Annotated in this window: 21 protein-coding genes; 14 read left to right on the top strand and 7 right to left on the bottom strand. The window is 68.1% G+C overall.

All coding sequences use genetic code 11. The features are described 5' to 3' along the window. Positions 1–91: 91 nt before the first annotated feature. Together OHA70_RS20125 and OHA70_RS20130 are read left to right on the top strand one after the other, a co-directional pair. Entirely contained in the window at positions 92–3,004 is a 2,913-nt protein-coding gene (locus tag OHA70_RS20125) for a glycosyltransferase family 2 protein (RefSeq protein ID WP_328334818.1), read from the top strand. Continuing rightward, positions 3,001–4,482 carry a DUF5719 family protein gene (locus OHA70_RS20130; RefSeq protein ID WP_328334820.1) on the top strand — a complete coding sequence of 494 codons (1,482 nt, stop codon included), beginning with the start codon at positions 3,001–3,003 and terminating at the stop codon, positions 4,480–4,482. Before OHA70_RS20125 ends, OHA70_RS20130 begins: the two co-directional genes overlap by 4 nt. 20 nt (positions 4,483–4,502) lie before the next feature. On the opposite strand, the gene OHA70_RS20135 is transcribed toward OHA70_RS20130, so the two are convergent. Continuing rightward, on the bottom strand, positions 4,503–4,949 hold the full coding sequence (locus tag OHA70_RS20135; RefSeq protein WP_328334822.1) for a metallopeptidase family protein: 447 nt from the start codon (positions 4,947–4,949) through the stop codon (positions 4,503–4,505). Between the two features lie 31 nt (positions 4,950–4,980). Here OHA70_RS20135 and OHA70_RS20140 point away from each other — a divergent pair, with 31 nt between their 5' ends. The 8 genes from OHA70_RS20140 to OHA70_RS20175 all read left to right on the top strand — a co-directional run bounded on the left by OHA70_RS20140 (position 4,981) and on the right by OHA70_RS20175 (position 12,122). Next, on the top strand, positions 4,981–5,376 hold the full coding sequence (locus tag OHA70_RS20140) for a DUF3499 domain-containing protein (RefSeq protein WP_328334824.1): 396 nt from the start codon (positions 4,981–4,983) through the stop codon (positions 5,374–5,376). Positions 5,377–5,459: 83 nt separating this feature from the next. After that, complete coding sequence (locus OHA70_RS20145) at positions 5,460–6,548, top strand: Gfo/Idh/MocA family protein (RefSeq protein WP_328334826.1); 1,089 nt, start codon at positions 5,460–5,462, stop codon at positions 6,546–6,548. After that, positions 6,541–7,275 carry a ThuA domain-containing protein gene (locus tag OHA70_RS20150; protein ID WP_328334828.1) on the top strand — a complete coding sequence of 245 codons (735 nt, stop codon included), beginning with the start codon at positions 6,541–6,543 and terminating at the stop codon, positions 7,273–7,275. Before OHA70_RS20145 ends, OHA70_RS20150 begins: the two co-directional genes overlap by 8 nt. 37 nt (positions 7,276–7,312) lie before the next feature. Beyond that, positions 7,313–8,701 carry a phosphomannomutase/phosphoglucomutase gene (locus OHA70_RS20155; protein WP_328334830.1) on the top strand — a complete coding sequence of 463 codons (1,389 nt, stop codon included), beginning with the start codon at positions 7,313–7,315 and terminating at the stop codon, positions 8,699–8,701. After that, a complete protein-coding gene (locus OHA70_RS20160) occupies positions 8,702–8,905 on the top strand; it encodes a Trm112 family protein (RefSeq protein WP_328334834.1) in 204 nt (67 codons plus the stop codon). After that, positions 8,905–9,987, top strand: coding sequence for an SIS domain-containing protein (locus OHA70_RS20165; RefSeq protein ID WP_328334836.1), 1,083 nt, complete (start codon positions 8,905–8,907; stop codon positions 9,985–9,987). The genes OHA70_RS20160 and OHA70_RS20165 overlap by 1 nt, the downstream gene beginning before the upstream one ends. Continuing rightward, positions 9,981–11,147: a mannose-6-phosphate isomerase, class I gene (manA, locus tag OHA70_RS20170; protein WP_328334838.1), complete on the top strand. Its 1,167-nt coding sequence runs from the start codon at positions 9,981–9,983 to the stop codon at positions 11,145–11,147. Before OHA70_RS20165 ends, manA begins: the two co-directional genes overlap by 7 nt. A gap of 15 nt (positions 11,148–11,162) precedes the next feature. Continuing rightward, entirely contained in the window at positions 11,163–12,122 is a 960-nt protein-coding gene (locus OHA70_RS20175; RefSeq protein ID WP_328334840.1) for a cation diffusion facilitator family transporter, read from the top strand. A 3-nt stretch (positions 12,123–12,125) separates the two neighbouring features. Here OHA70_RS20175 and OHA70_RS20180 read toward each other — a convergent pair whose 3' ends face one another. The 4 genes from OHA70_RS20180 to OHA70_RS20195 form a co-directional block, all read right to left on the bottom strand. Next, a complete protein-coding gene (locus OHA70_RS20180) occupies positions 12,126–12,785 on the bottom strand; it encodes an ABC transporter ATP-binding protein (protein ID WP_328334842.1) in 660 nt (219 codons plus the stop codon). Between the two features lie 12 nt (positions 12,786–12,797). After that, positions 12,798–14,756 (bottom strand): hypothetical protein, encoded by a 1,959-nt coding sequence (locus OHA70_RS20185; RefSeq protein ID WP_328334844.1) that lies wholly within the window; start codon positions 14,754–14,756, stop codon positions 12,798–12,800. 136 nt (positions 14,757–14,892) lie between these two features. Beyond that, complete coding sequence (locus OHA70_RS20190; RefSeq protein ID WP_328334846.1) at positions 14,893–15,222, bottom strand: lactococcin 972 family bacteriocin; 330 nt, start codon at positions 15,220–15,222, stop codon at positions 14,893–14,895. A 321-nt stretch (positions 15,223–15,543) separates the two neighbouring features. Further along, a complete protein-coding gene (locus tag OHA70_RS20195) occupies positions 15,544–15,912 on the bottom strand; it encodes a MerR family transcriptional regulator (RefSeq protein WP_328334848.1) in 369 nt (122 codons plus the stop codon). Between the two features lie 122 nt (positions 15,913–16,034). Between OHA70_RS20195 and ahcY the strand changes: the two genes are divergently transcribed. Further along, positions 16,035–17,471 carry an adenosylhomocysteinase gene (gene ahcY / locus OHA70_RS20200; protein ID WP_328334850.1) on the top strand — a complete coding sequence of 479 codons (1,437 nt, stop codon included), beginning with the start codon at positions 16,035–16,037 and terminating at the stop codon, positions 17,469–17,471. A 114-nt stretch (positions 17,472–17,585) separates the two neighbouring features. On the opposite strand, the gene OHA70_RS20205 is transcribed toward ahcY, so the two are convergent. Beyond that, positions 17,586–18,614: an RDD family protein gene (locus tag OHA70_RS20205; RefSeq protein ID WP_328334852.1), complete on the bottom strand. Its 1,029-nt coding sequence runs from the start codon at positions 18,612–18,614 to the stop codon at positions 17,586–17,588. Positions 18,615–18,698: 84 nt separating this feature from the next. On the opposite strand from OHA70_RS20205, the gene OHA70_RS20210 reads away from it, so the two are divergent. Both OHA70_RS20210 and OHA70_RS20215 read left to right on the top strand, forming a co-directional pair. Next, complete coding sequence (locus OHA70_RS20210; RefSeq protein ID WP_328334854.1) at positions 18,699–19,697, top strand: stage II sporulation protein M; 999 nt, start codon at positions 18,699–18,701, stop codon at positions 19,695–19,697. Positions 19,698–19,731: 34 nt separating this feature from the next. Continuing rightward, on the top strand, positions 19,732–20,499 hold the full coding sequence (locus tag OHA70_RS20215) for a DUF1206 domain-containing protein (RefSeq protein ID WP_328334856.1): 768 nt from the start codon (positions 19,732–19,734) through the stop codon (positions 20,497–20,499). Here the strand turns inward: OHA70_RS20215 and OHA70_RS20220 are convergent. Beyond that, a complete protein-coding gene (locus OHA70_RS20220) occupies positions 20,496–22,346 on the bottom strand; it encodes a sensor histidine kinase (RefSeq protein WP_328334858.1) in 1,851 nt (616 codons plus the stop codon). The two genes, OHA70_RS20215 and OHA70_RS20220, sit on opposite strands and share 4 nt — an antisense overlap. A 201-nt stretch (positions 22,347–22,547) precedes the next feature. On the opposite strand from OHA70_RS20220, the gene OHA70_RS20225 reads away from it, so the two are divergent. Continuing rightward, on the top strand, positions 22,548–24,359 hold the full coding sequence (locus OHA70_RS20225; protein ID WP_328334860.1) for an ABC transporter substrate-binding protein: 1,812 nt from the start codon (positions 22,548–22,550) through the stop codon (positions 24,357–24,359). Positions 24,360–24,373: the final 14 nt, after the last annotated feature.

A 24,373-nucleotide genomic window follows, 5' to 3' on the forward strand; every position in this document is an offset into this window, starting at 1 on the left:
GCTGCTGTGTTCAGGGGCAGTCCGGCTGTCGCGTAAGGTGAAGCCTCGCTGTACCAGGTCGTCACTTTCCCCTGAGGTGTCACTGCTCCGCATGGAATCAGAAGCTCCGGCCGGCTGGGAGTTCTTCGACTCAGTCGACTTCCCCACCGACCTCACCAACGATCCGATGGGTCGCGCGCCGATCCGGCACGTCGTCACCGCGGTCGTGGTCGGCCACGAGGGAGCCGCCTGGCTGCCCCGGCTGACCGAGGCACTGTGGGCGCTGGGCCGCCGCCCCGAGCGGCTGATCGCGGTCGACACCGGTTCCACCGACGAGACTGCCGAGCTGCTCGCCACCATGCCCGCGGTCGAGCCCGTCGTGAGCCTGTCCGCTCGTACCGGCTTCGGTACTGCGGTCGCCCGCGGCATCGAGACGGTCGGCTTCGCGCCGGTACCGTCCGCAGTCGGCCCGTACGGCGACGACCAGCACATCCCGGTGGTCGAGTGGCTCTGGCTGCTCCACGACGACTGTGCACCCGCTCCCAAGGCGCTGGAGCAGTTGTTGCTGCAGGCGACCATGTCGCCGGACACCGCCGTCTGGGGTCCCAAGCTCAGGATGTGGCCGCGCGATCGCGAACTGCTCGAGGTCGGCGTCACCACGTCGCTCGGCGGCCGCCGCGACACCGGCATCGAGAACGGCGAGCTCGACCAGGGCCAGCACGACCAGCTGCGCAATGTGCTCGCGGTCAGCTCGGCCGGCATGCTGGTCCGCCGCGACGCGTGGGAATCGCTGCGCGGCTTCGACCCGCGGCTGCCGATGTTCCGCGACGACATCGACTTCGGCTGGCGGGCGAGCCGGGCCGGCTTCAAGGTCGGCGTCGCACCGGATGCCGTCATCTACCACGCCGAGGCCGCTGCGACCGGTGAGCGGGCGCTGGCCGGCACCCGTCGGCACGCGTACCAGCTCGACCGCGCTCACGCGTACTACACCGTCCTGGCGAACGCGCCTGGCAAGCTGCTTCCGCTGCTGGTGCTGAGGTTCCTGCTCGGGACCTTCGTCCGCTCGGTCTGGTTCATCATCGGCAAGACGCCGTCCGGCGCGGTCGACGAGTGGACCGCTCTGCTCGGCACCTTGCTGGCCGGTGGCTGGAGGCAGGCGCGCAAGGATCGCCGCCGGCTCGACAAGGTTCCGTACGAAGACATCAAGCCGCTCTTCTCCCGCTCGGTGCACGCACTGCGGCACAACCTCGAGGAGACCGGTAGCACGATCACCGAGCGCCTCCGTGAGGCGTGGGCCGACGAGCCCGAGGAGCAGGTCGTCACGACCGCTCGCCGGGCCAAGAGCACCGCCCGCGTCGCGCAGGACCAGCCACGCTGGCGCCGGCAACTGATCCGCCGGCCCTTCCTGGTGACCTGGGTTTTCCTTGCTCTTGGGACGTTCATCGCCGCACGCAGTCTGATCGGCAGCGGCGTACTGCGTTCCACCCTGTTGCTGCCTCCGCACGAGAGCCTCGGCGCACTGTGGCACGCGGCCGCGGCGGCTCCGCCCGGTGTGACTCCACCGGCCTGGCTCGGACAGTTCTGGGCGCTGTCGACGGTGACTTTTGGACCGTCGGGCGCGACCAACGTCATTTTGCTCGGCGCGATTCCCCTTGCTGCGTTGGCGGCTTGGGGTCTGCTGCGCGCGTTTGTCGTCGACCGTGTTGCGCGGGCTTGGGGCGCAGCGGCGTACGGGTTCGCGGTCTTCACCAACGGCGCGATCACGCAGGGACGGATCGGGACGGTGGTTGCCGCCATCGCGCTGCCGTTGCTCGGTGCTGCCGTGCACACGGTCGCGCGGCGTCGACGGGTGGTCATTCAGGGCAGCTGGCGTGCGGCCTGGTTCGCCGGCATCTGCTTGGCCGTCCTGTTCGCGTTCACTCCGGCTCTGGGGCTGCTGGTCGGAATCACCTTGGCCATAGGCGCGCCGCTCGGACTCGGCTGGCGTCGCCAGGGTCGGCAGCTGGTTTTCTCTGTCGTACTGGGCCTGGTGCTCGTACTCCCGTGGACGATCGAGTTGGTAATGCACCCGTCGCGGCTCGGCCAAGAAGCTGGTGGCCCACCCACCGCTGCGGTCGGTCCGGGCGACAGCCTCACCCACTTGCTGACCGGTACGCCGGTTGGCGCGCCGGTGCCGTGGTGGTTCGCAGTACCGCTGATCCTGGTTGCCCTGTTGAGCCTGCTGCGCGAGTCGCGGCAACGGTACGAGCTGATCGGCTGGTTCGCCGCGCTGGCCGGACTGGCGGGCACGCTGATCGCCAGCCGGCTCGGTGGTGGCAGTGGCCCGCTGATGTTCCTGATGACGGCCGGCTGGATCATCGCGATCACCGTGGCCTGGGACTCGGTCGGGAAGTCGCGCGACGTGATCGTCCAGGCGGTACTGGGCCTGGTGCTGGTCGCGACGCTCGTCACGGCCGGCTTCTGGCTGGTCCGTGGCGACGACGGCCCGTTGCGGCGTGGACCTGAGCAGGACCTTCCGGAGTACCTGATGTCCTCGCAGGCGCCGCCGCAGAACGCGTCGATCCTGGTGGTGCGCAAGGACGCGACGACGGCGATGCGCTTCTCGCTGGTCCGCAACGGCGGTCCGCGGATGGGTTCGCTGGAGGCTGCGCCGAAGCCGGAGCAGACCAAGCCGATCACCGACATCCTGTCCGCGCTCGGCGGGGGTGGTACCGGTGAAGAAGGCCGGCAACTCGCGGGGCTCGCGGTCGACTACGTCTATCTGCCGGCACCCGTCGATCCGACGCTGATGGCGACACTGGACTCACTGCCCGGCCTGACCAGGGCCAGCGCGGCCGACGACGACGCCTCCTGGCTCGTCGACCGGTCGACGATCGAGGGCAAGACGCCGTTGCAGGACAACGTGAGCGACATCTGGCGGGTGCTCGGCATCATCGCCTGGATCATCGCGCTGATCTCCTGCCTGCCGACGGCGCGGCGCACGGTCGCCGTACCGCGCGGGACACACGCGAGGAGGGTGTCGTGAGCCGCCTGTTGTCGGACGTTCGGATCAGGGTCGGGGCCTGCGTGCTCGCGATGGCGGCCGCGGCCGGATTGGGTGTCGTGACGCATGCCAAGGAACCGGTCACCCGGCCCGAGGGCGCGGGTAGTCAGACCCGGACGATCGTGAACCGTACTGCGCTGAGCTGTCCGGCACCGGCCCTCGGCGGCAAGATCCAGAGCTCGGTCGACGCGGTCTCGCCGGTGCTGCCCGAGGGCACCCCCGTCGCTGCCGGCGTCGCGAACCCGTTGGCGATCGGCGCACTGCCGGCCACCTCGGACCCGATCGGGTCGGTGCTGGTCCGCGGCAAGATCGCCTCGACGGCCAAGACCGCGAAGCCGGTCCCGCTGTCGATCCGGGGCACCGGCCCGCTCGCGGCCGGCACGGTCGGCACCAGTACGACGGTGTCGACCGAGGGCGTGAACCGCGGCATGGCGAGCGTGCCCTGCCAGCTGCCCGGGTCGGATTTCTGGTTCGTCGGCGCGAGCGGTGCGACCGGCCGGCGCGACGCGCTCGAGCTGACCAACCTCGACAGCGTCAACGCCGAGGTCAACGTCACGCTCTACTCGGCCGGCGGCGCGCTCGACCTGCCCAACGCCCGCGGCCTCGTCGTACCCGCCCGCGGAACCACCTCGCTGTTCCTGAGCCAGGTGGCGCCGAAGGCCCGGGACCTGGCGTTGCACGTCGAGTCGACGGGCGGCCGGGTGGCGGCGGTCCTGCGCGACAACGCGAGCAATGACAAAGGCGACGCCGCCGGGGTGGACTGGATCAACCAGTCGGCCCCGCCGGCCAGGTCGCTGGTGATCCCCGGGATCGCGTCGGGCAAGGGCATCCGGATCATCACGCTGGCCAACCCCAGTGACCTGCAGGCGACCGCGACGATCACCATCAACGGGCCGAACGGACCGTTCAAGCCGGCCGAGCTGTCGACGATGCAGATCCCGGCGGGCACGGTGAAGTCGATCCGGCTCGACCCGGTACTACGCGGAGACCCGTCCGCCGTGACTGTGAGTTCGGACCAGCCGCTGACCGGTTCGACTCGCACGATCGACGCGAGCGGCAAGGACTTCGCGGTGCTCGGATCGGCCGAGGCGCTGTCCGGCCCGGCGTACCTCGTGCTTCCCGGCCATGCGCAGCCCGCACAGCTGCAGATCACGGCGCCGAGCAAGACGGCGAGCGTCAAGTTCGAGCTGCGCGACGTGGCCGGCAAGCTGCTCGCCGCACGGTCGCTCGACGTGGTCAACGGCTCGACCACGATGATTCCGTTGAAGGCGCAGCCGCGACCGACCTACCTGATGGTCGAGCAGGTCAAGGGCTCGGTGGTGGCAGCGGTGACGTTGATGCCGCCGACGAAGTTGGGTGACGACGAGGTGCCGTTGGTGGCCGCCTGGCCGCTGACCACATCGCTGGTGTTCCGGGCGCAGCTCGGCGCGCAACCGGACGTACGGGCTGCCCTGAAATAAAGCTCTGAAGTAATGGCGGCTCAGTCGTCGTCGGTGTCGAAGTCGGGGTCGATCTGCTCCGGCGACAACGCCAGTACGTCGGCGAGCTCCAGTACGAGCGCAGACCGGACCAGCCAGGCCAGGCTGGTGCCGGAGCGTTCGGCGCGCAGCTCGATCGGCCGGCGGAAGACGACGATCCGGTAGGGCTCGTGCGACGTGCCGCCGGTCGAGTGCGTCAACGGGATCTCGCCAGCGTGGATGTCGAGGTTCGGTACGTCCTCGATCGCGAACTCGACCCGCGCGACGACCTGCGGCAACCGTTTCTCCAGCCGGGTCACCTCGATCGCGACGACCTCGTCGAACTGGGCCGCGGCGGACCGCTGCAGGGGCAGTCCACGCGGCGCGAAGCTGCTCGGCCGGCTGATCGGTCCGAGCATGCCGCGCCCATGGCGGTCGATGTGCCGTCGATGACGGCGAGCCTCGGTCACAGGATCAGCCTAGTGGGGGTAGCGTCTGGACGTGAGCATCGCAAGGATCTGTTCGCGCGCCGCCTGCCATCGGCCGGCGGTGTCGACGCTCACTTATGTCTACGCCGACTCGACCTGTGTCCTGGGCCCGCTCGCGACGTATGCCGAACCGCACTGTTACGACCTCTGCGCCGATCACGCCGACCGGCTGACCGCGCCGAACGGCTGGGAAGTGATCCGGCTCGCTCCGGACCCGGCCGCCTCCGGCCCCTCGGACGACGACCTTGAGGCGCTGGCGAACGCAGTACGGGACGCCGCCCGGCCGATTCCGACGACGACCCGTGAGCCCGCGCCGGGCGCGCCGGTGGAGATCGCCCGCCGTGGCCACTTGCGGATGCTGCAGGACCCGGGCTCCAGCGCTGCGGACGGTACTACCGACCAGGCGTGATCCCTGTTTTCGCGTGTTCGAATGTGTTTCGTCACGTGGGATGAGGTTGACCGGTCAGTCAGGTACTGACAAGACTCGTCGGTGTGAACGATCAAAAACTACGGGTCGGAGTGGTCGGCCTCGGCTTTGCCGGACGGACCGCGCTGGAAGCGTTCTCGGAGTTGCCCGACGTCGAGGTAGTGGCGCTCGCGGGGCTCGAGACGGACATCCTGAAGAGCCTCGGCGCCGAGCACTCGGTGCCGAACCTCTTCGAGAAATGGGAGGACCTGATCACCCTCGACGGCCTGGACGCCGTCAGCATCGGTACGCCGACGCAGTTGCATGCCCCGATCGCCCTGGCGGCCCTGGAGCGCGGGCTGCACGTGCTCTGCGAGAAGCCACTGGCCCGTACGGTGGCCGAGGGCACCGCGATGGTCGAGGCCTCGAAGAAGGCCGGCCGGGTGCTCAAGGTGGTGTTCAACCACCGCGAGCGCGGTGACGTCGCCACCCTCAAGCACCAGATCGACGAGGGCCTGCTCGGCCGGATCTACTACGCCAAGGCGCACTGGATGCGCCGCAACGGCATCCCCGGGATGGGCGGCTGGTTCACCAACCGCGAGCTGTCCGGTGGTGGCCCGCTGATCGACCTCGGCGTGCACATCCTCGACATGGCCCTGCACCTGATGAACGAGCCGAAGGTGACGACGGTCAGCGCGAACACCTTCGCCGAGCTCGGTCCGCGCGGTCGCGGCAGTGTCAGCAGCGTGATCCGGCCGACTGTCGACACGCTCGGCGCGAAGTTCGAGGTGGAGGACCTGGCCACTGCGTACCTGCGGCTGGAGGGCGGCGGCGCGTTGCAGCTGGAGACCAGCTGGGCGACGTACCGGGCGCCGGGTGACAACTTCGGGATCGAGCTGTTCGGCACCGAGGGCGGCGCCAAGATCGACGTCCAGAACTACACCAACACCGACACGCTGAAGATCTTCACCGACGTCGGCGGCATCCCCGCCGAGGTCCGTCCGGCCACCGGCCCCGGGCTCGGCCACCGTGCGGTGGTCAGTGAGTTCGTCGCGATCGTGCTCAGCGGCGACTGGTCGGCCCACAACGGTTCGGAGGCGCTCGCGCGCACCCGGATCATCGACGCCGCCTACGCCTCGGCGAAGGCCGGACGAGAGGTAGAGCTCGATGATTAAGGTCACCGTCTGGGGCGAGAACGTCCACGAGCAGGACGACGCCGCGGTCCAGAAGATCTACCCCGACACGATGCACGAGACGATCGCGGCCGGGCTGCGCTCCTCGCTCGGCGAGGAGGTCAAGGTCCGTACGGCGTGGCTGCAGCAGCCCGAGCACGGCCTGACCGAGGAAGTACTCGCGGACACTGACGTGCTCACCTGGTGGGGGCACCGCGCGCACGGCGATGTGGATGACGCGGTGGTCGACCGGGTGCAGGAGGCGGTGCTCTCGGGGATGGGCCTGATCGCGTTGCACTCGGCGCACTTCTCGAAGATCTTCAAGCGCCTGATGGGCACGACGTGCTCGCTCGACTGGCGTTCGGAGGACGACCGGGAGCTGCTCTGGACCGTCGCCGCCGGGCACCCGATCGCGGCCGGCATCCCGCATCCGCTGGTGATCCCGCAGGAGGAGATGTACGGCGAGCTGTTCGACGTACCGCAGCCGGACGAACTCGTCTTCGTCAGCTCGTTCTCCGGCGGCGAGGTCTTCCGCTCCGGCTGCTGCTACCGCCGCGGCCAGGGCCGGGTCTTCTACTTCCGCCCCGGCGACCAGGAGTACCCCACCTACCACCAGCCCGAGATCCAGCGCATCCTCGCCAACGCCGTCGGCTGGGCCGCGCCAGCCACCGAGCGCAAGCTCCCCGACGTCCACCACCGCGCAACACCCGGCTGGTTCGAAACAGCCTGAAACACAGGTTCTGGCGCGGGCCAGATAAGGTCCACGCATGGCTGATGTAGCTGCGATCTTCAAGGCGTATGACGTACGGGGTGTGGTTCCGGACGAGTTGGACGAGGCGGTGGCCCGGGCGACCGGGGCGGCGTTCGTCGAGGTTCTGGATGTGCTCGCCGGGGCTGGGGCCGTGGTGATCGGCTATGACATGCGTCCGTCGAGCCCTGGGCTGGCTGCCGCTTTCGCGGAGGGGGTGACCAGTACCGGGGCCGACGTGATCGACATCGGGCTGGCTTCGACCGACCAGTTGTACTTCGCGTCCGGGCGGCTGCAGTTGCCCGGCGCGATGTTCACGGCCAGCCACAACCCGGCGAAGTACAACGGGATCAAGATGTGCCGCGCGGGTGCCTCGCCGGTCGGCGCTGAGTCGGGCCTGCGCGACATCGCGGACCTGGTCGCCAAGACGCTGATCGACGGGCTCTCCCCGGTCGCGGTCCCTGGGCACGTCAAGCAGAAGGACCTGCTCACGGCGTACGCGGACCACCTCAACGACCTGGTCGACCTGTCCGGCATCCGCCCGCTCAGGGTCGTCGTCGACGCCGGCAACGGGATGGGCGGCCACACCGTGCCCGCCGTCTTCGCCACCGGCCCGGTCGAGATCCTTCCCCTGTACTTCGAGTTGGACGGCAACTTCCCCAACCACGAAGCCAATCCGCTCGACCCGAAGAACCTGGTCGATCTCCAGGCCAAGGTGCGCGAGACCGGCGCCGACCTCGGGCTCGCCTTCGACGGCGACGCGGACCGCTGCTTCGTGGTGGACGAGAAGGGCGACCCGATCTCGCCGAGCGCGATCACCGGCGCGGTGGCCGTCCGTGAGCTGGCCAAGCACCCCGGCTCGACCATCCTGCACAACCTGATCACCTCCAAGGCAGTGCCGGAGCTGGTCGTCGAGCACGGTGGGGTGCCGGTGCGGACCCGCGTCGGGCACTCCAACATCAAGCAGAAGATGGCCGAGACCGACGCGGTCTTCGGTGGCGAGCACTCCGCGCACTACTACTTCCGGGACTTCTGGCGGGCCGACACCGGGATGCTGGCGGCGCTGCACGTGCTCGCGGCGCTCGGTGAGCAGGACAAGCCGGCCTCGGAACTGTTCTCCGTCTACGAGCGGTACGTCGCTTCCGGCGAGCTCAACAGCCGGGTCGAGGACGCCGCCGCCACGGTTGCCGCCATCGAGGACACCTATGGCGACCGGGATGGCATTACCGTTGGTCACCTGGACGGTCTGACGATCGACGCAGGCGACTGGTGGTTCAACGTCCGCACGTCGAACACCGAGCCGCTGCTGCGGCTGAACGTCGAGGCCGGGGACGCCGCCACCATGGAGCGTGTCCGCGACGAAGTACTGGCCCTGATCACCGGTGCACCGGTGGAGGAGAAGAACTAGATGCCTGTGAACCTGGACCCAGACCTGTTGAGCATCCTGGTCTGCCCGAAGTGCCGGTCGGAGTTCCGCGTGGACGACGAGGCGAGCGAGCTGGTCTGCACCAACCCGACCTGCGCGCTGGCCTACCCGGTCCGCGACGACATCCCGGTGCTGCTGATCGACGAGGCGCGCGAGACCAAGGATGCAGAGGCCTCCGAGAACTGATGAGCGTCTTCGACGATTCGCGGCTGGACGACCCGGCCGCCCTTGAGGCTTCCGACCATCTGCTGCGCCGGCTGGCCGGGGCGGGTGCCCGGGTGCGGGCCGAGCTCGAAGCCTCCGAAGAGTCCTTGTCCCAGCTGGCCACCGACGGCTTCCGACCGCGCGCGATCGTCGCCGCCGGCCGGGATGCCCGGCTGGTCCGCGCGGTGCTGGAGCCGGTCTGCCCAGTGCCGTTCGTGGCCTGGCCTGGTCCGGGTCTGCCGGGTTGGACGAGCCCGCTCGACCTCGTAGTCGTCCTGGGTGGCTCCGACGATGACCCGGGTGCAGTATCCGCAGCGTCCGAGGCCGTACGACGGGGTGCGGGTCTGCTTGTCGCTGCACCGCCGGACTCGCCCGTGGCCCAGGCTTCGGCCGGCTCGCGGCACGCAGTACGGCTGCCGTCGCAGTCGGACGACCAGCTGGCCGCGGCTGTCGCAGTACTGCAGGGGTTGCACCAGATGGACCTCGGGCCGGCTGTGGACGCCAAGGCTGTCGCAGAGATGCTCGACGAGGTAGCGATCGAGTGCTCGCCCAACAACGACGTAGCGTCGAACCCTGCCAAGGACCTGGCGCTCATGCTCGCCGACGCGCTTCCCCTGGTCTGGGGCGGCTCGGTGCTGGCTGCCCGCGCCGCACGTCGTGTTGTGGAGGCTGTGCGACTCGCTAGCGGTCGCCCGGCGCTCGCCGCCGACTGTGGGCACCTCCTGCCGGTACTGGCGAACCAGCCGCCGCGGGACGTCTTCGCTGACCCCTTCGACCAGCCGGAGGAGCTTCGGCCGGGTCTGGTCATCCTGGACGACGGGGTGGAGGACGCAGGCGTTGCAGAGCACCGTCGCCAGCTCGAGGACAAGGCCGAGCGTCACGACGTACGGGTGCATGTGGTGCGGCAGGCGAACGGGACCGACGTGGCCCGGTACGCCGCTTTGACCCAGCACGGCCGCTATGCGGCGGCGTACCTGGGGATCGGGCTCGGCCGGTACGGCACGCCCCGGGAGGACCAGATTCCGGGAACGGCGGGCAACCCCGCGGAGGATCCGGCGTGGTAGCTCGGCTCCAGAACACCATCCGGGACTACGCCTGGGGATCGCGGACCGCGATCCCCGAGCTGATCGGCGTGGAACCGGACGGCACGCCGCAGGCCGAGCTGTGGATGGGCGCGCACGAGTCCGCGCCGTCGGTACTGCCCTCAGGCGAGTCGTTGTTCGAGCTGGTGTCGGCGGATCCGAGTGGGGTGCTGGGGGAGGACACGGCCGCTGAATTCGAGGGCCGGTTCCCGTTCCTGGCGAAGATCCTGGCCGCCGAGCAGCCGTTGTCGATCCAGGCGCATCCCTCGCGGGAACAGGCGATCGACGGTTATGCCCGGGACGAGGCGGCCGGAATTCCGCGCGATGCGGCCGATCGCAATTACAAGGACGCCTGGCCGAAGCCGGAGATCCTGATTGCGCTGGGCCAGTTCGATGCCTTGGTGGGTTTCCGTCCATTGGCCGAGTCGGTCGCATTGCTCGAGGCGCTGGGCGTGCTGGACGAGCTGCGCGCATTGTTGCTCGACGGCAAACTGCAAGACGCATTCACGTCATTCATGAGCACCGACCGGGATGCGATTCGTCCGCTGGTCGCTGCGCTCGGCGAGGCCTGCCGGGCTTATCAGGGTTCTGAGTTCGCCCTCGAGGCCGAGACGCTGACCCGGTTGTGTGATGAGTTCCCCGACGATCCGGGCGTGCTGGCCGCGTTGTTGCTGAACCGGGTGCGGTTGGAACGGTTCGAAGCGGTCTACCTGCCGGCCGGGAATGTGCACGCTTATCTGCACGGGACCGGGTTCGAGGTGATGGCGAACTCGGACAACGTGTTGCGAGGCGGGTTGACGCGCAAACATGTCGACGTACCGGAGCTGGTCTCGGTGGTCGACTTCGAGCCGCTGGAGTCGCCGGTGCTGCATGGCGTCGAGGTTGCACCGGGCGTCACGGAGTACGAGACCGGGTGTGAGTATTTCGCCGTCCGGCGGTTCGATCTGTCCGTCGGGCCGACCAAGGTGGTGGCCGGGGGGCCGCGGATCGTCGCGTGTATTGACGGAACGGCCTCGGTCGATGCCGACGGCACCGAAGAAACCGTGCGGTTGTCCGCCGGACAGTCCGCGTTTGTCCGCGGACCCGAAGGACCCTGTACTCTGCGTGGTTCCGGCACGGCGTTCGTCGTGTCAGTTCGCTGATGGAGGACAACGGACATGGCTGGTGGCGGTAACAAAGCCGTCGTCGCGGCACTGCTGGCGAACACCGGTATCGCGGTCACGAAATTCGCCGCCTGGGGGCTGACCCAGTCCGCCTCGATGCTGGCCGAGGCGATCCACTCCCTGGCCGACGCCGGGAACCAGGTCCTGCTGCTGGTCGGCGCCAAGCGGGCCAAGCGGGAGGCCGACGAGCTGCACCAGTTCGGCTTCGGTCGCGAGCGGTACGTGTACTCCTTCATCGTCGCGATCGTGCTGTTCAGCGTCGGCGGCCTGTTCGCGCTGTACGAGGGCTACCACAAGGCGCACGACCCGCACCCGATCGAGCACTGGAAGTGGGTGCCGGTAGCGGTCCTGCTGGCCGCGATCGTGATGGAGTCGCTGTCCTTCCGGACCGCGATCATCGAGGCGAACAAGCTCCGCGGTACGACGTCCTGGGTGCGCTTCGTCCGCAACGCGCGGGCCCCCGAGCTGCCGGTCATCCTGCTCGAGGACTTCGCCGCGCTGACCGGCCTGGTGCTCGCGCTGATCGGCGTCGTCCTGACCCTTGCCACCGGCAACGGAATCTTCGACGGCCTCGGCTCGATGGCGATCGGCGCCCTGCTGGTCTGCGTGGCGATCTTCCTGGCGATCGAGATGAAGTCGCTGCTGCTCGGCGAGTCCGCGACCCGCGAGGCGCAGCAGAAGATCGTCTCCGCGATCGAGAACACTCCTGGCGTCAACCGGCTGATCCACATCCGTACCCTGCACCTGGGTCCGGAAGAGGTCCTGGTCGCCGCCAAGGTCGCGGTCGAGGCAGGCGCCGACGCGGCTGCCATCGCCGCCACCATCGACGCCGCCGAACGCGCGGTCCGCGAGGCCGAGCCGATGTCCCAGCACGTCTACCTCGAGCCGGACATCTACTCGGACACCTACACCCCGGACGAGCGCCCCGCAGTCCCCGAGGCGCCGTCCCACTAGCTACTAGTTGGTGATCAGCTCTGCGGGGCGCGTGAGCGAGTGGCGCGTGTCGCAGGCTGCCATCATCTCGTCGTCGTGGGTGGCGACGATGACCGTGCAGCCGCGGGTGGCCAGGTTGCGGAAGAGGTCGATGACCCGGGTGCGGTTGGCCTCGTCGAGGGAAGCCGTGGGCTCGTCGACGAAGACCGCCTTGGCGTTCTTGTAGATGGCCCGGGCGATGGAGAGGCGCTGCTTCTCGCCACCGCTGAGGTGGGCGGCGAGTTCGTTGTTGCGGCCTTCCAGACCGGTCAGTTCCAGGGCTTCGGTGAGGGCCTTCTGGTCGCCCAGGACGCGGGAGCCGAAGATGCTGGCCTTCATCACCACGTTGAAGGCGACCGACTCCTCCTCCATCACGCCGTAGTCCTGCAGCACGAAGGCGCCGGAGTCCTTCCAGAAGCGCCGGCGCCGGCCCGACTTCCAGTCCGAGGTGTCGACGCCGTCGACCAGCACCTTGCCCGAGGTGGGCTGCTGGAGCAGTCCGAGGCAATGCAGCAGCGTCGTCTTGCCGCAGCCGCTCGGTCCGACGAGCGCGGTCATGGTGCCTGGTTCGCAGACGAGCGATGCCTGCCGGACGATCTCGCGACCGTCGATGACGACCGAGACGGCCTGGGCTTCTATGGTCATGGTTCTTCCCGTCTACAGTCTGCGTCGGCTGACGTTCTCGAAGGTCCAGCGGGTGGCCAGCAGGTGAGTGACCGGCGCCGCGAGCAGACCCAGTACTGCGGCTGCCGCGATCAGCGGTGCCCCATCGCCGCGGCGGAGCAGGATGATCATCGCGGCCAGCCCGATTCCGACGCACCACTCGATGATCACCCGGTCGGCCAGGATCTCCCGCCACTGCTGGCCGGCCAGGCGCAACGGGAAGTCGCGCTTGGCCCGGAGTACCGCGGTGATGAAGGCCGCGATCAGCGACGACACCAGCAGGGCGATGATCAGCGCGATCAGCGAAACCGCTTGCAGCCAGGCGAAGTACGCCGTGAACTGCGCGAGCAGCACGCCTTCCTCGGCGGCGTAGCGGACGGTCGTCTTGTACTGCAGGTCGTGCGCGGCGAGCAGCGCCTGGGTCGGCCCGAGGCCGGTGAAGACCAGGTTCCGGCTGGAGGCGGCCGAGGCGAGGAAGTCGTCGTTGAACGTGCTGTGCAGGTCGGGCACGAGCATGACGATCGCGTCCTTGGGGAAGCTGAGCTCCCCACCTCCGCCACTGGCCAGCGGCACCTTGCCGGCTTCGGCGAAGTGGTAGAAGGACACCTTGCGCAGGGCCGCGTCACCAGTCGCCTTGTCCCGGGTCCACAGCCCCAGGCTGTCGCCGAGGTACTGCTTCACGCCCGCCGGGACCTGGTCGGTGGGCAGCGGGGTCAGCCCGGGAGTAGCGCCGGTCGCGCCCTTGTTCATCAGTCGCAGCCAGCTGGGGCTGAGGATCGCCAGCGAGTCGTACTTGCCCAGCTTGACGCCGTCGAGCGCCTCTTGGTCGAAGGTGTAGGACAGCGCGACGGCGTCCTTCTTCTCGGCCTCGCCCACGACGTCGCCGACCTGCTTCATGATCTGCTGGAAACCGTCTTCGCCCATCCCGGCCTGGAACGAGATCGTCACCTGGTCGGCCAGCGCCTTCCAGTGCGACTGCTGCTCGGCCGACCCACGAGCATTCGTGTACGCCGTGACCGCGGGCGCCACCGCGGCGAGGACGAGCACGAAGGTCAGCCCCTTGAGGACCATCGACACCTTGCGCAGCGACTTGACCGCCGGCTCCCGCTTGGCCAGCATCGCCGGTCCCGGCCAGGACGCGGCCGACATCACCACGGCGAAGACCATCGTCGCGATCAGCACGATGATGTCGAAGGTCGCCAGGATCGACAGGTACTTCGGAACGAACGTCCAGCCCTGCGCGAACCCGGTCCACACGATGGCGAGCAGGTCGACGGCGAGGGCGCCGGTCAGTACCGCGATCAGGAAGCCGGTCAGGTCCTCGTACTGGATCCGCCAGCCGGAGACCCCGGCGAGCGCGCGGAGCGCCCGGCCACGGGCCTTCACGGACAGCCAGTACAGGACCAGCGACACCATCAGCGCGGTCGCGGCGAGCAGGCTGGTGGCGAAACTGCCTTGTTTCACGACGAGTCTGAGCGTTCCGGCGAGGTTGTTGTCGTTCCACTTGGTGATCACCCGGTGCGAGGTGAGCCAGCTCTTGAACTCCGGCAGGCCGGTGGTGGAGCCGGTGACCAGGTACTCACCGCTGGCATAGGAGTGCTCGAGCGCTTCCTTGCCCCGGACCGTCGCGTCCTGGTCGTTGCCGAACCGGCGGATCCGCTCGGGGAACGAGCCCTCGGTGCCGACCTTCACGAACACCTGGCCGGTCTGGTCGCCGCCGAGGTCGGGCGCGACCTTGACCAGGCCGATGTGCAGCCGGTCGCTCAGCGCGCCGAGCGACCGGATCGCGGCGGCGTCGTCCATCCCGGCGCTGGCGAAGTCGAGGTTGACGATCGACTTGGTTGAGAGCTGCTCGGGGTACGACCGGTCATGCATGGTGGCGACCAGGGTGACCGCGACGGCCAGCAGCGCGAACAGCAGCGCCGACACCGCAACGGCGATTTTCCTGTGCACTGCAGATCTCCAGGCGGATCAGTGGGGCGGATTGGGCGGCTCATCTTCGCACGCAGAGCGACGTGGCGCGACTCTCCGCGACGCGCGGCCGTGCCCGCCCGGCTGTGACCGGGCCGGGCACGGGGCGCTGAGGAATTCAGCAGGTGCGGTAGTAGTAGGAGTCGTCGGCCCCCGGGGTGTTGATGGCGCTCTTCTCCGCGATCGACTTCTTGCCGGAGGCGGTGTTGATGCTGCGTACCAGGCTGCCGTTGAGGATGACCGACGAACCGTGGCACTTGTTGACCGTGTAGTAGGAACGGATCGCGACGTTCCAGAAGCCGTACTGCCAGGTCCCGCCCTCGGCCGGGTAACGGGTCTCCGAGCCGACGTGCAGCCAAGCGTTGGCGGCCGGAGCCGCCATGCCGATCCCGGTGAATCCCAGTCCGGCCATCAATGCGACGGCGAGACCCTTGCGTGCCTTGTTCATGACTTTCCCTCTCCTTGGAAAACAGGGCGGAAAAGGAATCACGGAAAACCGGAGAACACCCCGAAAATGCACACGGAAAAGTCCACCGAAATACCGTCGGCAGGCTGATTTCCCCGTATCGGGCCGCTTGGGCTCCGCAACCCCCTTGTTACGGAAAAGCTACGAGACCTACACAATCCGAAGCAATCCCGTGGGTGGTCACGAAATGATAACGGCGCAATTCATTGCAGGAACCTGCAATGAATATGACAGATTCAAAGAATGGTGCAATCGTGGTCGTTTTTTCGCGGGCTTTGTTTGAAGGATCAATGGTTTTCGTATTCAACGCGGCCGGTTGTGCGGCGGTGGCAGCATGCCGCTGCGGCCGAGCCAGCGCAGCGCGCGCTCGCGATCGATCTCGGCCGCGCTCGGCGGTGCGCTGAGTCGGCCGGTGCGGTAGCCGAGATTGCGCAGGTCGGCGGCGACGGACGGTTCGGCCAGTGCTTTCAGGGCGAAGGCGAGCGCGGCCGGCGTCACGTCGTACCGGCGTTCCAGTTCGAGGGCGAGCCGGACGGCGGCGAGGTCGCGGTCGTCGTACTGGCGCTGGGTGTTGCGGGCGGCCCGGGATCTGGGCAGTAGCCCGATCGCCTCCCGGTAGCGCAGCATCCGGGGGGTAGTGCCGAGGGTCTTCGCCGCTTCCGTGATGCGCATGACAGCAATCCTGACATTTCAGTGTCAGAAATGCCGACCCAGCCGACCGGGACCCCCGTCGCGCCCTCTAGGCTCGACTCCGGCAGCAAGCACAACGACATCCCCAGGGGAGCGGCAACGGTATGACGTTCGACTACAAGGTGGCAGACCTCGGACTGGCCGAGTTCGGGCGCAAGGAGATCCGGCTGGCCGAGCACGAGATGCCGGGTCTGATGGCGATGCGTGCGCAGTACGGCGAGAGCAAGCCGCTGGCCGGCGCGAAGATCATGGGCTCGCTGCACATGACCATCCAGACCGCGGTGCTGATCGAGACGCTGACGGCTCTCGGCGCCGAGGTGCGCTGGGTGTCCTGCAACATCTTCTCCACCCAGGACCACGCGGCCGCCGCGGTCGTCGTCGGCCCGAACGGTACCGCCGACGCCCCGGCCGGCGTACCGGTCTTCGCCTGGAAGGGCGAGACGCTCGAGGAGTACTGGTGGTGCACCGAGCAGGCGCTGACCTGGCCGGGTGCTGACGGCCCGAACATGATCCTGGACGATGGCGGCGACGCCACCATGCTCGTCCACAAGGGCACCGAGTTCGAGAAGGCCGGCGCCGTTCCGGACCCGTCGACCGCCGAGTCCGAGGAGTACAGCGTCGTCCTGTCGGTGCTGACCCGGTCGCTGACCGAGGACAAGCAGCGCTGGACCAAGATCGGTCAGAACATCTTGGGCGTCACCGAAGAGACCACCACCGGTGTGCACCGGCTGTACGAGATGCACAAGGCCGGCTCGCTGCTCTTCCCGGCGATCAACGTCAACGACTCGGTCACCAAGTCGAAGTTCGACAACAAGTACGGCTGCCGGCACTCGCTGATCGACGGCATCAACCGCGCCACCGACGTGCTGATCGGCGGCAAGGTCGCGGTCGTCTGCGGCTACGGCGACGTCGGCAAGGGTTGTGCGGAGTCGCTGCGCGGCCAGGGCGCTCGGGTCATCATCACCGAGATCGACCCGATCTGCGCGCTGCAGGCGGCGATGGACGGCTTCCAGGTCACCACGATCGAGGACGTCGTCGGGATCGCCGACATCTTCGTCACCACGACCGGCAACAAGGACGTCATCACCGCCGACCACATGGCGCAGATGAAGCACCAGGCGATCGTCGGCAACATCGGCCACTTCGACAACGAGATCGACATGGCCGGGCTGTACAAGACGGCCGGCATCGAGCGGATCAACATCAAGCCGCAGGTCGACGAGTTCCGGTTCACCGACGGCCACACCATCATCGTGCTGTCCGAGGGCCGGCTGCTGAACCTGGGCAACGCGACCGGGCACCCGTCGTTCGTGATGTCGAACTCGTTCACCAACCAGGTACTGGCGCAGATCGAGCTGTTCGCCAAGACCTCGGAGTACCCGACCGACGTCTACGTGCTGCCCAAGCACCTCGACGAGATGGTCGCCCGGCTGCACCTCGACTCGCTCGGCGTCAAGCTGACCGAACTGTCGAAGGAGCAGGCCGAGTACCTCGGCGTACCGGTCGAGGGCCCGTACAAGTCGGACGCCTACCGCTACTGAGTTGTTTCCGAGGGGCGCCGTACCGGTCATCCGGTACGGCGCCCCTCGTCATTCCCTGGCGGGAATTGAGGCTGCGGCGGACGACCATGGTGCGGCCGGGGTGGGCGGACAGTTTCAGGACCACTGGTCGGGTTCGCTGCCCGGTGCGTGCCAGCCCTGGGCGTTGACCTTGGTGGGTTCCGCAGAGGGTGCTTGCGGTTGGCGGTGCGGCGGTGGGGGTGGCGCGTAGGGCGGCGGCTGCGCGCCGTACGGGTTCGGCGGCGCAAACGGCCCAGCCGGAACGGCGTACGGGTTGGGCGCAGCGGCTGGCGCGGCGTACGGGTTGGGCTGGCTGGGTTGGCCGAAGGGGCCGGTCGGGGCGGCGTACGGGTTGGTGCTGTACGTCGCTCGAGCCGTTGCTAGGCGGGCCAGCTCGCGGCGGCGGCGTTCGGCCAGTACTGCGGACAGGAACGCGGGCGCGATGATGTGGACCGGCGGGGCAGGAGCCGTCACCTGTCCGACGCGGTAGGCGAGCGCATCGCCGATCGCCACCCGGGCACTGACCTCCAGCTCCATGTAGCGGGCCAGGTATTCGCGGCACGTGTTGGCCAGTTCGTCCGACAGCCGCGACAACTCCAGCGACTGCGCCCACATGACCAGATGCCCCGGTACGAACAGCGGCGGCGACGCCATCGGCTGGTGCCGTTCGCGGATCACCACCGTGCCCGCGACCATGTCGCCGATCCGCTTGCCCTGCTTGTTCATCAGGCTCGCCACGATCCCCGGGCTGGCCGCGAACCAGGGCGCGAAGTCCACGAACAACCAGAGCAGCCCGCGGACCAGCGCATGCCGGAACCGGATCGAGCTGCCGTCGTCGCGGACTACCTTGAGCCCGAGGATCAGCTTGCCGAGCGTCTTGCCCCGGGTCAGCGTCTCCATCACGACCTTGTACCCGACCACGACCAGCAATACGGTGATGATCGCCAGCGCGGCACCGAGCGCCGGGCTGGCCTCGACGATCAGGAACCCGAGCAGGAAACCGAGCAACGTGCCCAGCACGATCATCTGGATGACGAAGTCGATCGCACAGGCCAGTGCGCGGGTCGGCATCCGCGCGATCCGCACCTGGAGGACGACCGCTTCCCCCGTGACCAGCTGAGACACCCGCGCCCCTCCCTAGCCGAATTCAGACACCCCGGACAGCTAGTGTGACCTAGCCAAGAGCCAGCTGAGGCCAGGGGAGGGTTGATGGACGTCGAGGCGTTCGTGTCCGTGCATCAGCCGCAGTGGGATCGGCTGGCCGCGCTGACCCGGCGGCAGCGCCGGTTGACCGGTGCTGAGGCCGATGAGCTGGTATCGCTCTACCAGCGGGTGGGGACGCACCTGTCCGCGCTCCGGGCGAGTGGAGCCGACCCGGTGACGATTGGCCGGCTCTCTGGTCTCATCGGAGATGCAAGAGGCGCAGTGACGGGTGCACAGGCACCTGTCTGGCGTGACATCTCCCGGTACTTCCTGGTGAGCTTCCCTGCCGCCCTGTACGCGTCCCGCCGCTGGTGGCTCACCATCGGCCTGCTGTTCTACCTCGTAGCGGCCTGGATGGCGTGGCGGATCATCGCGCACCCAGAGGTGCTCGACTCGGTCACTACCCCGGCGCAGATCCAGCAGCTCGTCGACAAGGACTTCGCCAACTACTACTCCGAGAACCCGGCCCAGGACTTCGCACTGCGCGTCTGGATCAACAATGCGACGGTCTCGGCCGCAGTACTGGCTATCGGCGTACTGCTGGTCCCGACGATGTTCGTGCTGTGGAGCAACGCGATGAACCTCGGCATCAATGCCGGGGTGATGATCGGCCACGACCGGGCCGGCGTGTTCTTCGGCCTGATCACGCCACACGGCCTGCTAGAGCTGACTGCGGTGTTCGTCGCGGCGGCGGCCGGCCTGCGGCTCGGCTGGTCGTGGATCGCGCCTGGCCCGAGAACCAGGATGCACGCGCTGGCGCAGACCGGTCGCGCCACGGTCGGGATGGCGATCGGTCTTGGCGTCATCCTGTTGATCACTGGTTTGATTGAAGCGTTCGTCACGCCGTCAGGGCTCCCGACCGCGGTCCGGGTCGGCATCGGCGTACTGGTCGAGATCGGGTTCTTCGTCTACGTCTGGACGCTCGGCCGGCGGGCTGCCAGGGCCGGCGAGTACGGCGACATCGAGCTGGCCGAGCGCGAGGCGAGCGCGCCCGTCTCCGCCTGAACCGACCGTTTCCGGGGCGGGTACAGGGTTCTCTATGAGGACCGCCCAGCAAGCACAGAACAGTCGCCTGTACGCCGTCGCGATCACCGTCGGCCTGATCGCCTACGGCGTCGTCCACCTGTTGATCGCGTGGATCTCGCTGCAACTCGCCTGGGGAAAGAGCTCAGAGGGCGCCGACCAGCAAGGCGCACTGCAGGAGCTGGCCAGTAAGCCGTTCGGTGGCGTGCTCTTGTGGATCGTCGCGGTTGGGCTGCTGGCGCTGGTGATCTGGAAGGTGCTGGAGCTGGTCTACGGTCACCTCGACACGGAGAAGAAGGTCTCGTCGATCGGCCGCGGCGTCGTCTATCTCGCGTTGTCGATCAGCGCGGCCAAGGTCGCCATGGGCTCCTCGCAGTCCGGCCGTAGCCAGTCGAGCGGAATGACCGCGAAGCTGATGCAGAACGGCGCCGGCCGGGTGCTGGTCGTGATCATCGGCCTGGTGATCATCGGCGTCGGCGTCCGCCAGATCTACAAGGCGGTGACGAAGAAGTTCACCGAGGACCTGACCGGCGGCGTCTCGGAATCGACCATCATGCTCGGCCGGGTCGGCTACGCCGCCAAGGGCATCGCCTTCATCATCGTCGGCGGCCTGTTCGCCTACGCGTCGATCGACTACGACCCGAAGAAGGCCGGCGGCCTCGACGCAGCGTTGCGCACGATCAAGGACCAGCCCTTCGGCTCAGTGCTGCTCACCCTGATGGCTCTCGGCATCGCCTGCTTCGGCGTCTACTGCTTCGTCTGGTCCCGCAACGCCAAGCACTAACGCGGGAGCCTGGCCCTGATCGTCGTACCGTCACCCGGCGAGGACACGATCTCGAGTGTGCCGTGATGGATCCGGACCCGTTCGTTCATCCCGGCCAGCCCGTGCCGCGTCCCGACGGAGGCCGCGGCGACGTCGAACCCGGACCCGTCGTCACCGATCTCGAGCGTGACGGCGGTCGCCCGTACGTCGACGAGCAGCCGGGCCGCCTTCGCCCCGGAGTGCTTCGCGACATTGGTGAGGGCTTCCTGCGCCAGCCGGTAAACCGTCAGCTGCACACTGTCGGACAGCCCGGCCGGGTCGCCGTTGATCTCGAGCTCGACCTGGATTCCCTGTTCGGCAAGGCCCTCGATCAACGCTGGTAGCTGGCCGAGCCCCGCCGTCGGCGTCTGAACGGGCGAGCCGGGTTCGCCGCGCAGCGCCCACAACATCCGGTCGAGCTCGGTCAGTGCACGCCGGCCGGTGTCGCCGATCCGCTGGTAGCCCTGGACGGCTTCCTCCGTCTTGTGAGCCTCGGCCTGGATGACCATCAGATTGACGTGGTGCGCGACCACGTCATGCAGGTCACGCGCGATCTGGGCCCGCTCCTCCAGCAAGACCTGGGTCTGCTCGTGTTCCTGGTTTCGCTTGAGCAACTGCTCCTCGCGAACCGAGGTCTTCTGGCTTCGGCGTACGGTCCGCACCAGCAGCCCGAGGCACCAGGGTGCGAGCAGGGCGACGGAGTACGAGAGCGGCCAGACCCGGTCGAAGGCGGTCTCGAGCAGTCCGAGCCCGGTCTCGTTCCCGAGGTCGCCTGGGAACAGCCACGTAGCCGCCGCCTGCTGGTTCGCATAGACGAGCTTGAGCAGTTCATGGGCGCCGAGCCCGCTGCTGGCCAGATACATCGCTGCCAGTACGCCGCCGGCCAACAGCGCGGAGAAGGCGGGCCTGCGCCAGACCGCGGCCGAGTACAACGCCACCGCCAACGCGACGATCAGTACCCAGGGGATTTGGCCTGCGGCGTATCCCGCTGTGGCGGCCAGGCCGAGTACGACGCACGGTACGACCGGCAGCCGCCGGCGTAGTACGAGCGTCAGCGGTGCAAGCAGCAGCAAGACTGTCAGCGCCCCGCGGATCCCCACCTGATAGTCGGCCCCGATCCGCGAGTGGTCCCACAGCTGGACGAGGCCGAAGCCGACCGCGAGCAGCCCGTCGAACCTCCACGGGTTGCCCCGATCTTCGATCCGTACGGCGTCGTCGAGCAGCGGGGCCAGGCGGGATCGGAGGTCGACCGAGCGCAGCAGATAGCCCACCAGCCAGATGGCGGCGAGTATCAGCGACAACCAGGCGGGCCAGGGCTGGATCGTGTTGTGCTCGGTGTAGTCCGAGGCCTGGATCCGCGCATAGTTCGGGAAGAGCCAGGTCGGTGTGTCCGGGCGGCAGTAGACCAGGTCGATCACCTTCGGCCAGATGGTCGAGGCGACCACCACCGGCAGGAAGACGATCACCGGCGCCGCCGAGCGGGTGGGCGGATGTTGAGACTGGGCGGCCGACAAGAGGGCCACGGCCAGGCACACCAGCAGTACCGGGTCGGTGTTCGTCGGGAGATAGGCCAGGGTGATCGCGGCGGTGAGCGCGACGCAGGGGATCAGCGGTCGGGTCTCCCGGAAGACCAGGGTGGCCGGCGCCAGAATGATGCCCAGGGCAACCCAGGGGTCGACGAAATGCCAGCGCTCGGTGCCGCCGATCAGGAAGATGTCGGCCACCATCGCGCAGACGCCGAGCAGCGCGACCAGCAGGCCGGCGATCGGGACGGTCGTCGGCAGCGACCGCGCGGGAAACGGCCGGATGCTACTGGTCTGGGCGCTCACCTCCACATTCTGTGGCGGACGGAGGTCCGTCGGCGTCACTCCTTCGAGTGATGCTCAGCCGGCGCCGATGAAGCCGGCGACCTCGGCGTCCGTGACCCGGCGCAACGATACTGTGACAAAAATACGTCAATCGTTGACGAACGGTAGCTAAATGGTGTGGTTTTCTCCCTAAACCACCAGGGCGGAAGGTGCGTGGGGCGGATGCGGAGATGGATCGGCGCGGCGGCGGCGATGGGGATGCTGGCGCTCGGGGGACTGTCAGGAGTGACCGCTCAGGCGGTTCCTCAGGCTGACCCGGTGGCGCCCAAGGTGATCAGGGTGGGTGCCACCCAGTCGGTGGACTCGCTGAATCCGTTCCTGGCCGTCCGGCTGGTCTCGTCGTCGATCCACCGCTGGATGTACGGCTTCCTGACCGTGCCGGACGCCAAGACCCTGCAACCCAGTCCCGACCTGGCCGAGTCCTGGACCACCTCGCCGGACGGGTTGACCTGGACGTTCAAGATCCGCCAGGCCAAGTGGTCCGACGGCCAGCCGATCACGGCCGACGACGCGGCCTGGACGTTCAACAAGATGATCACCGACGACGGCGCCAAGACCGCGAACGGCCCGGCGGTGGAGAACTTCGCCAGCGTCACCGCGAGCGGCCAGGACCTGACGATCAAGCTCAAGGCCCCGCAGGCGTCGATGCTGGAGAACCCGGTGCCGATCATGCCCAAGCACGTCTGGGAGAAGGTCGGCGACATCGCGAAGTACGAGGCGACCGACTTCCCGGCCGTCACGAGCGGCCCGTACGTCGCGGTGGAGCAGAAGAAGGACCAGTACGTGAAGCTCAAGGCGAACCCGAACTACTGGCGGGGCGCGCCGAAGATCGACGAGCTGCAGGTGATCTTCTACGACAACCCGGCGGCCGCGATCGTCGGGCTGAAGAAGGGCGACATCGACCTGATCGGCCGGCTCGCGCCGCCGGACTTCGAGGCGCTCAAGGGCGACGCCAACATCGTCCAGTGGAACGAGCAGGGCCGGCGGGCGACGTACCTGCAGATCAACCACGGCGCGACGACCAGTGACAACAAGCCGATCGGCGACGGGCATCCGGCGCTGAAGGACCCGAAGGTGCGGGAGGCGCTGCACTACGCGATCGACAAGCAGAAGCTGGTCGACGAGGTGCAGAACGGGCTGGCGGTGCCGGCCGACGGATCGATCATCCCGCCGATGTACAAGGACTTCTTCTGGCAGGCATCGGGGGCCACGAAGGTCAGCTTCGACCTGGCCAAGGCGAACCAGATCCTCGACGAGGCCGGCTACAAGAAGGGTGCCGACGGCATCCGGACGATGCCCGACGGGTCGCGGAAGCTGCAGTTCCGGTTCAGCATCCACACCGATACGCCGATCGAGGAGAAGCTCGCGGAGTACCTGACCGGGTGGTTCAAGGAGCTCGGCATCACGCTCACCACCAAGCGGCTGGACTCGAGCAAGTTCACCGAGGAGACCGGGACGACGGCGCTGTTCGACATCGCGATCAGCGGCTGGTCGGTGAACCCGGATCCGGAGGAGGTGCTCGCGACGCACCTGTGCAGCCGGCGGCCGACGGCGTCCGGTGAGGGCGGCGGTACCGAGTCGTTCTACTGCGACCCGCAGTACGAGGCGTTGTACCAGCAGCAGTTGAAGGAGCTCGACCGGCCGAAGCGGGCCGCGATCATCAAGAAGATGGAGGAGCGGCTCTACACGGACGCGCCGGTGATCGCGCTGTACTACCCGAACGACCTCGAGGGCTACCGCAAGGACCGGATCGCCTCGATCACGCCGATCCCCGAGGACAAGGGCATCCTGTACGGCGGCAGCGGCTACTGGCCGTTCTACACGCTGCAAGCCGTCACCAAGGACGCCGGTACCGACGAAGGCGGCTCCAACACCGGCCTGATCGCCGGCGTGGCCGCGGCCGTCGTAGTACTGCTCGGAGGCGGCTTCTTCCTCACCCGCCGCCGCAAGACTGTGGCGGACGACCGCGAATGACCTGCGCTCGGGCT

This window comes from Kribbella sp. NBC_00382, from assembly GCF_036067295.1.
GTDB lineage: Bacteria > Actinomycetota > Actinomycetes > Propionibacteriales > Kribbellaceae > Kribbella.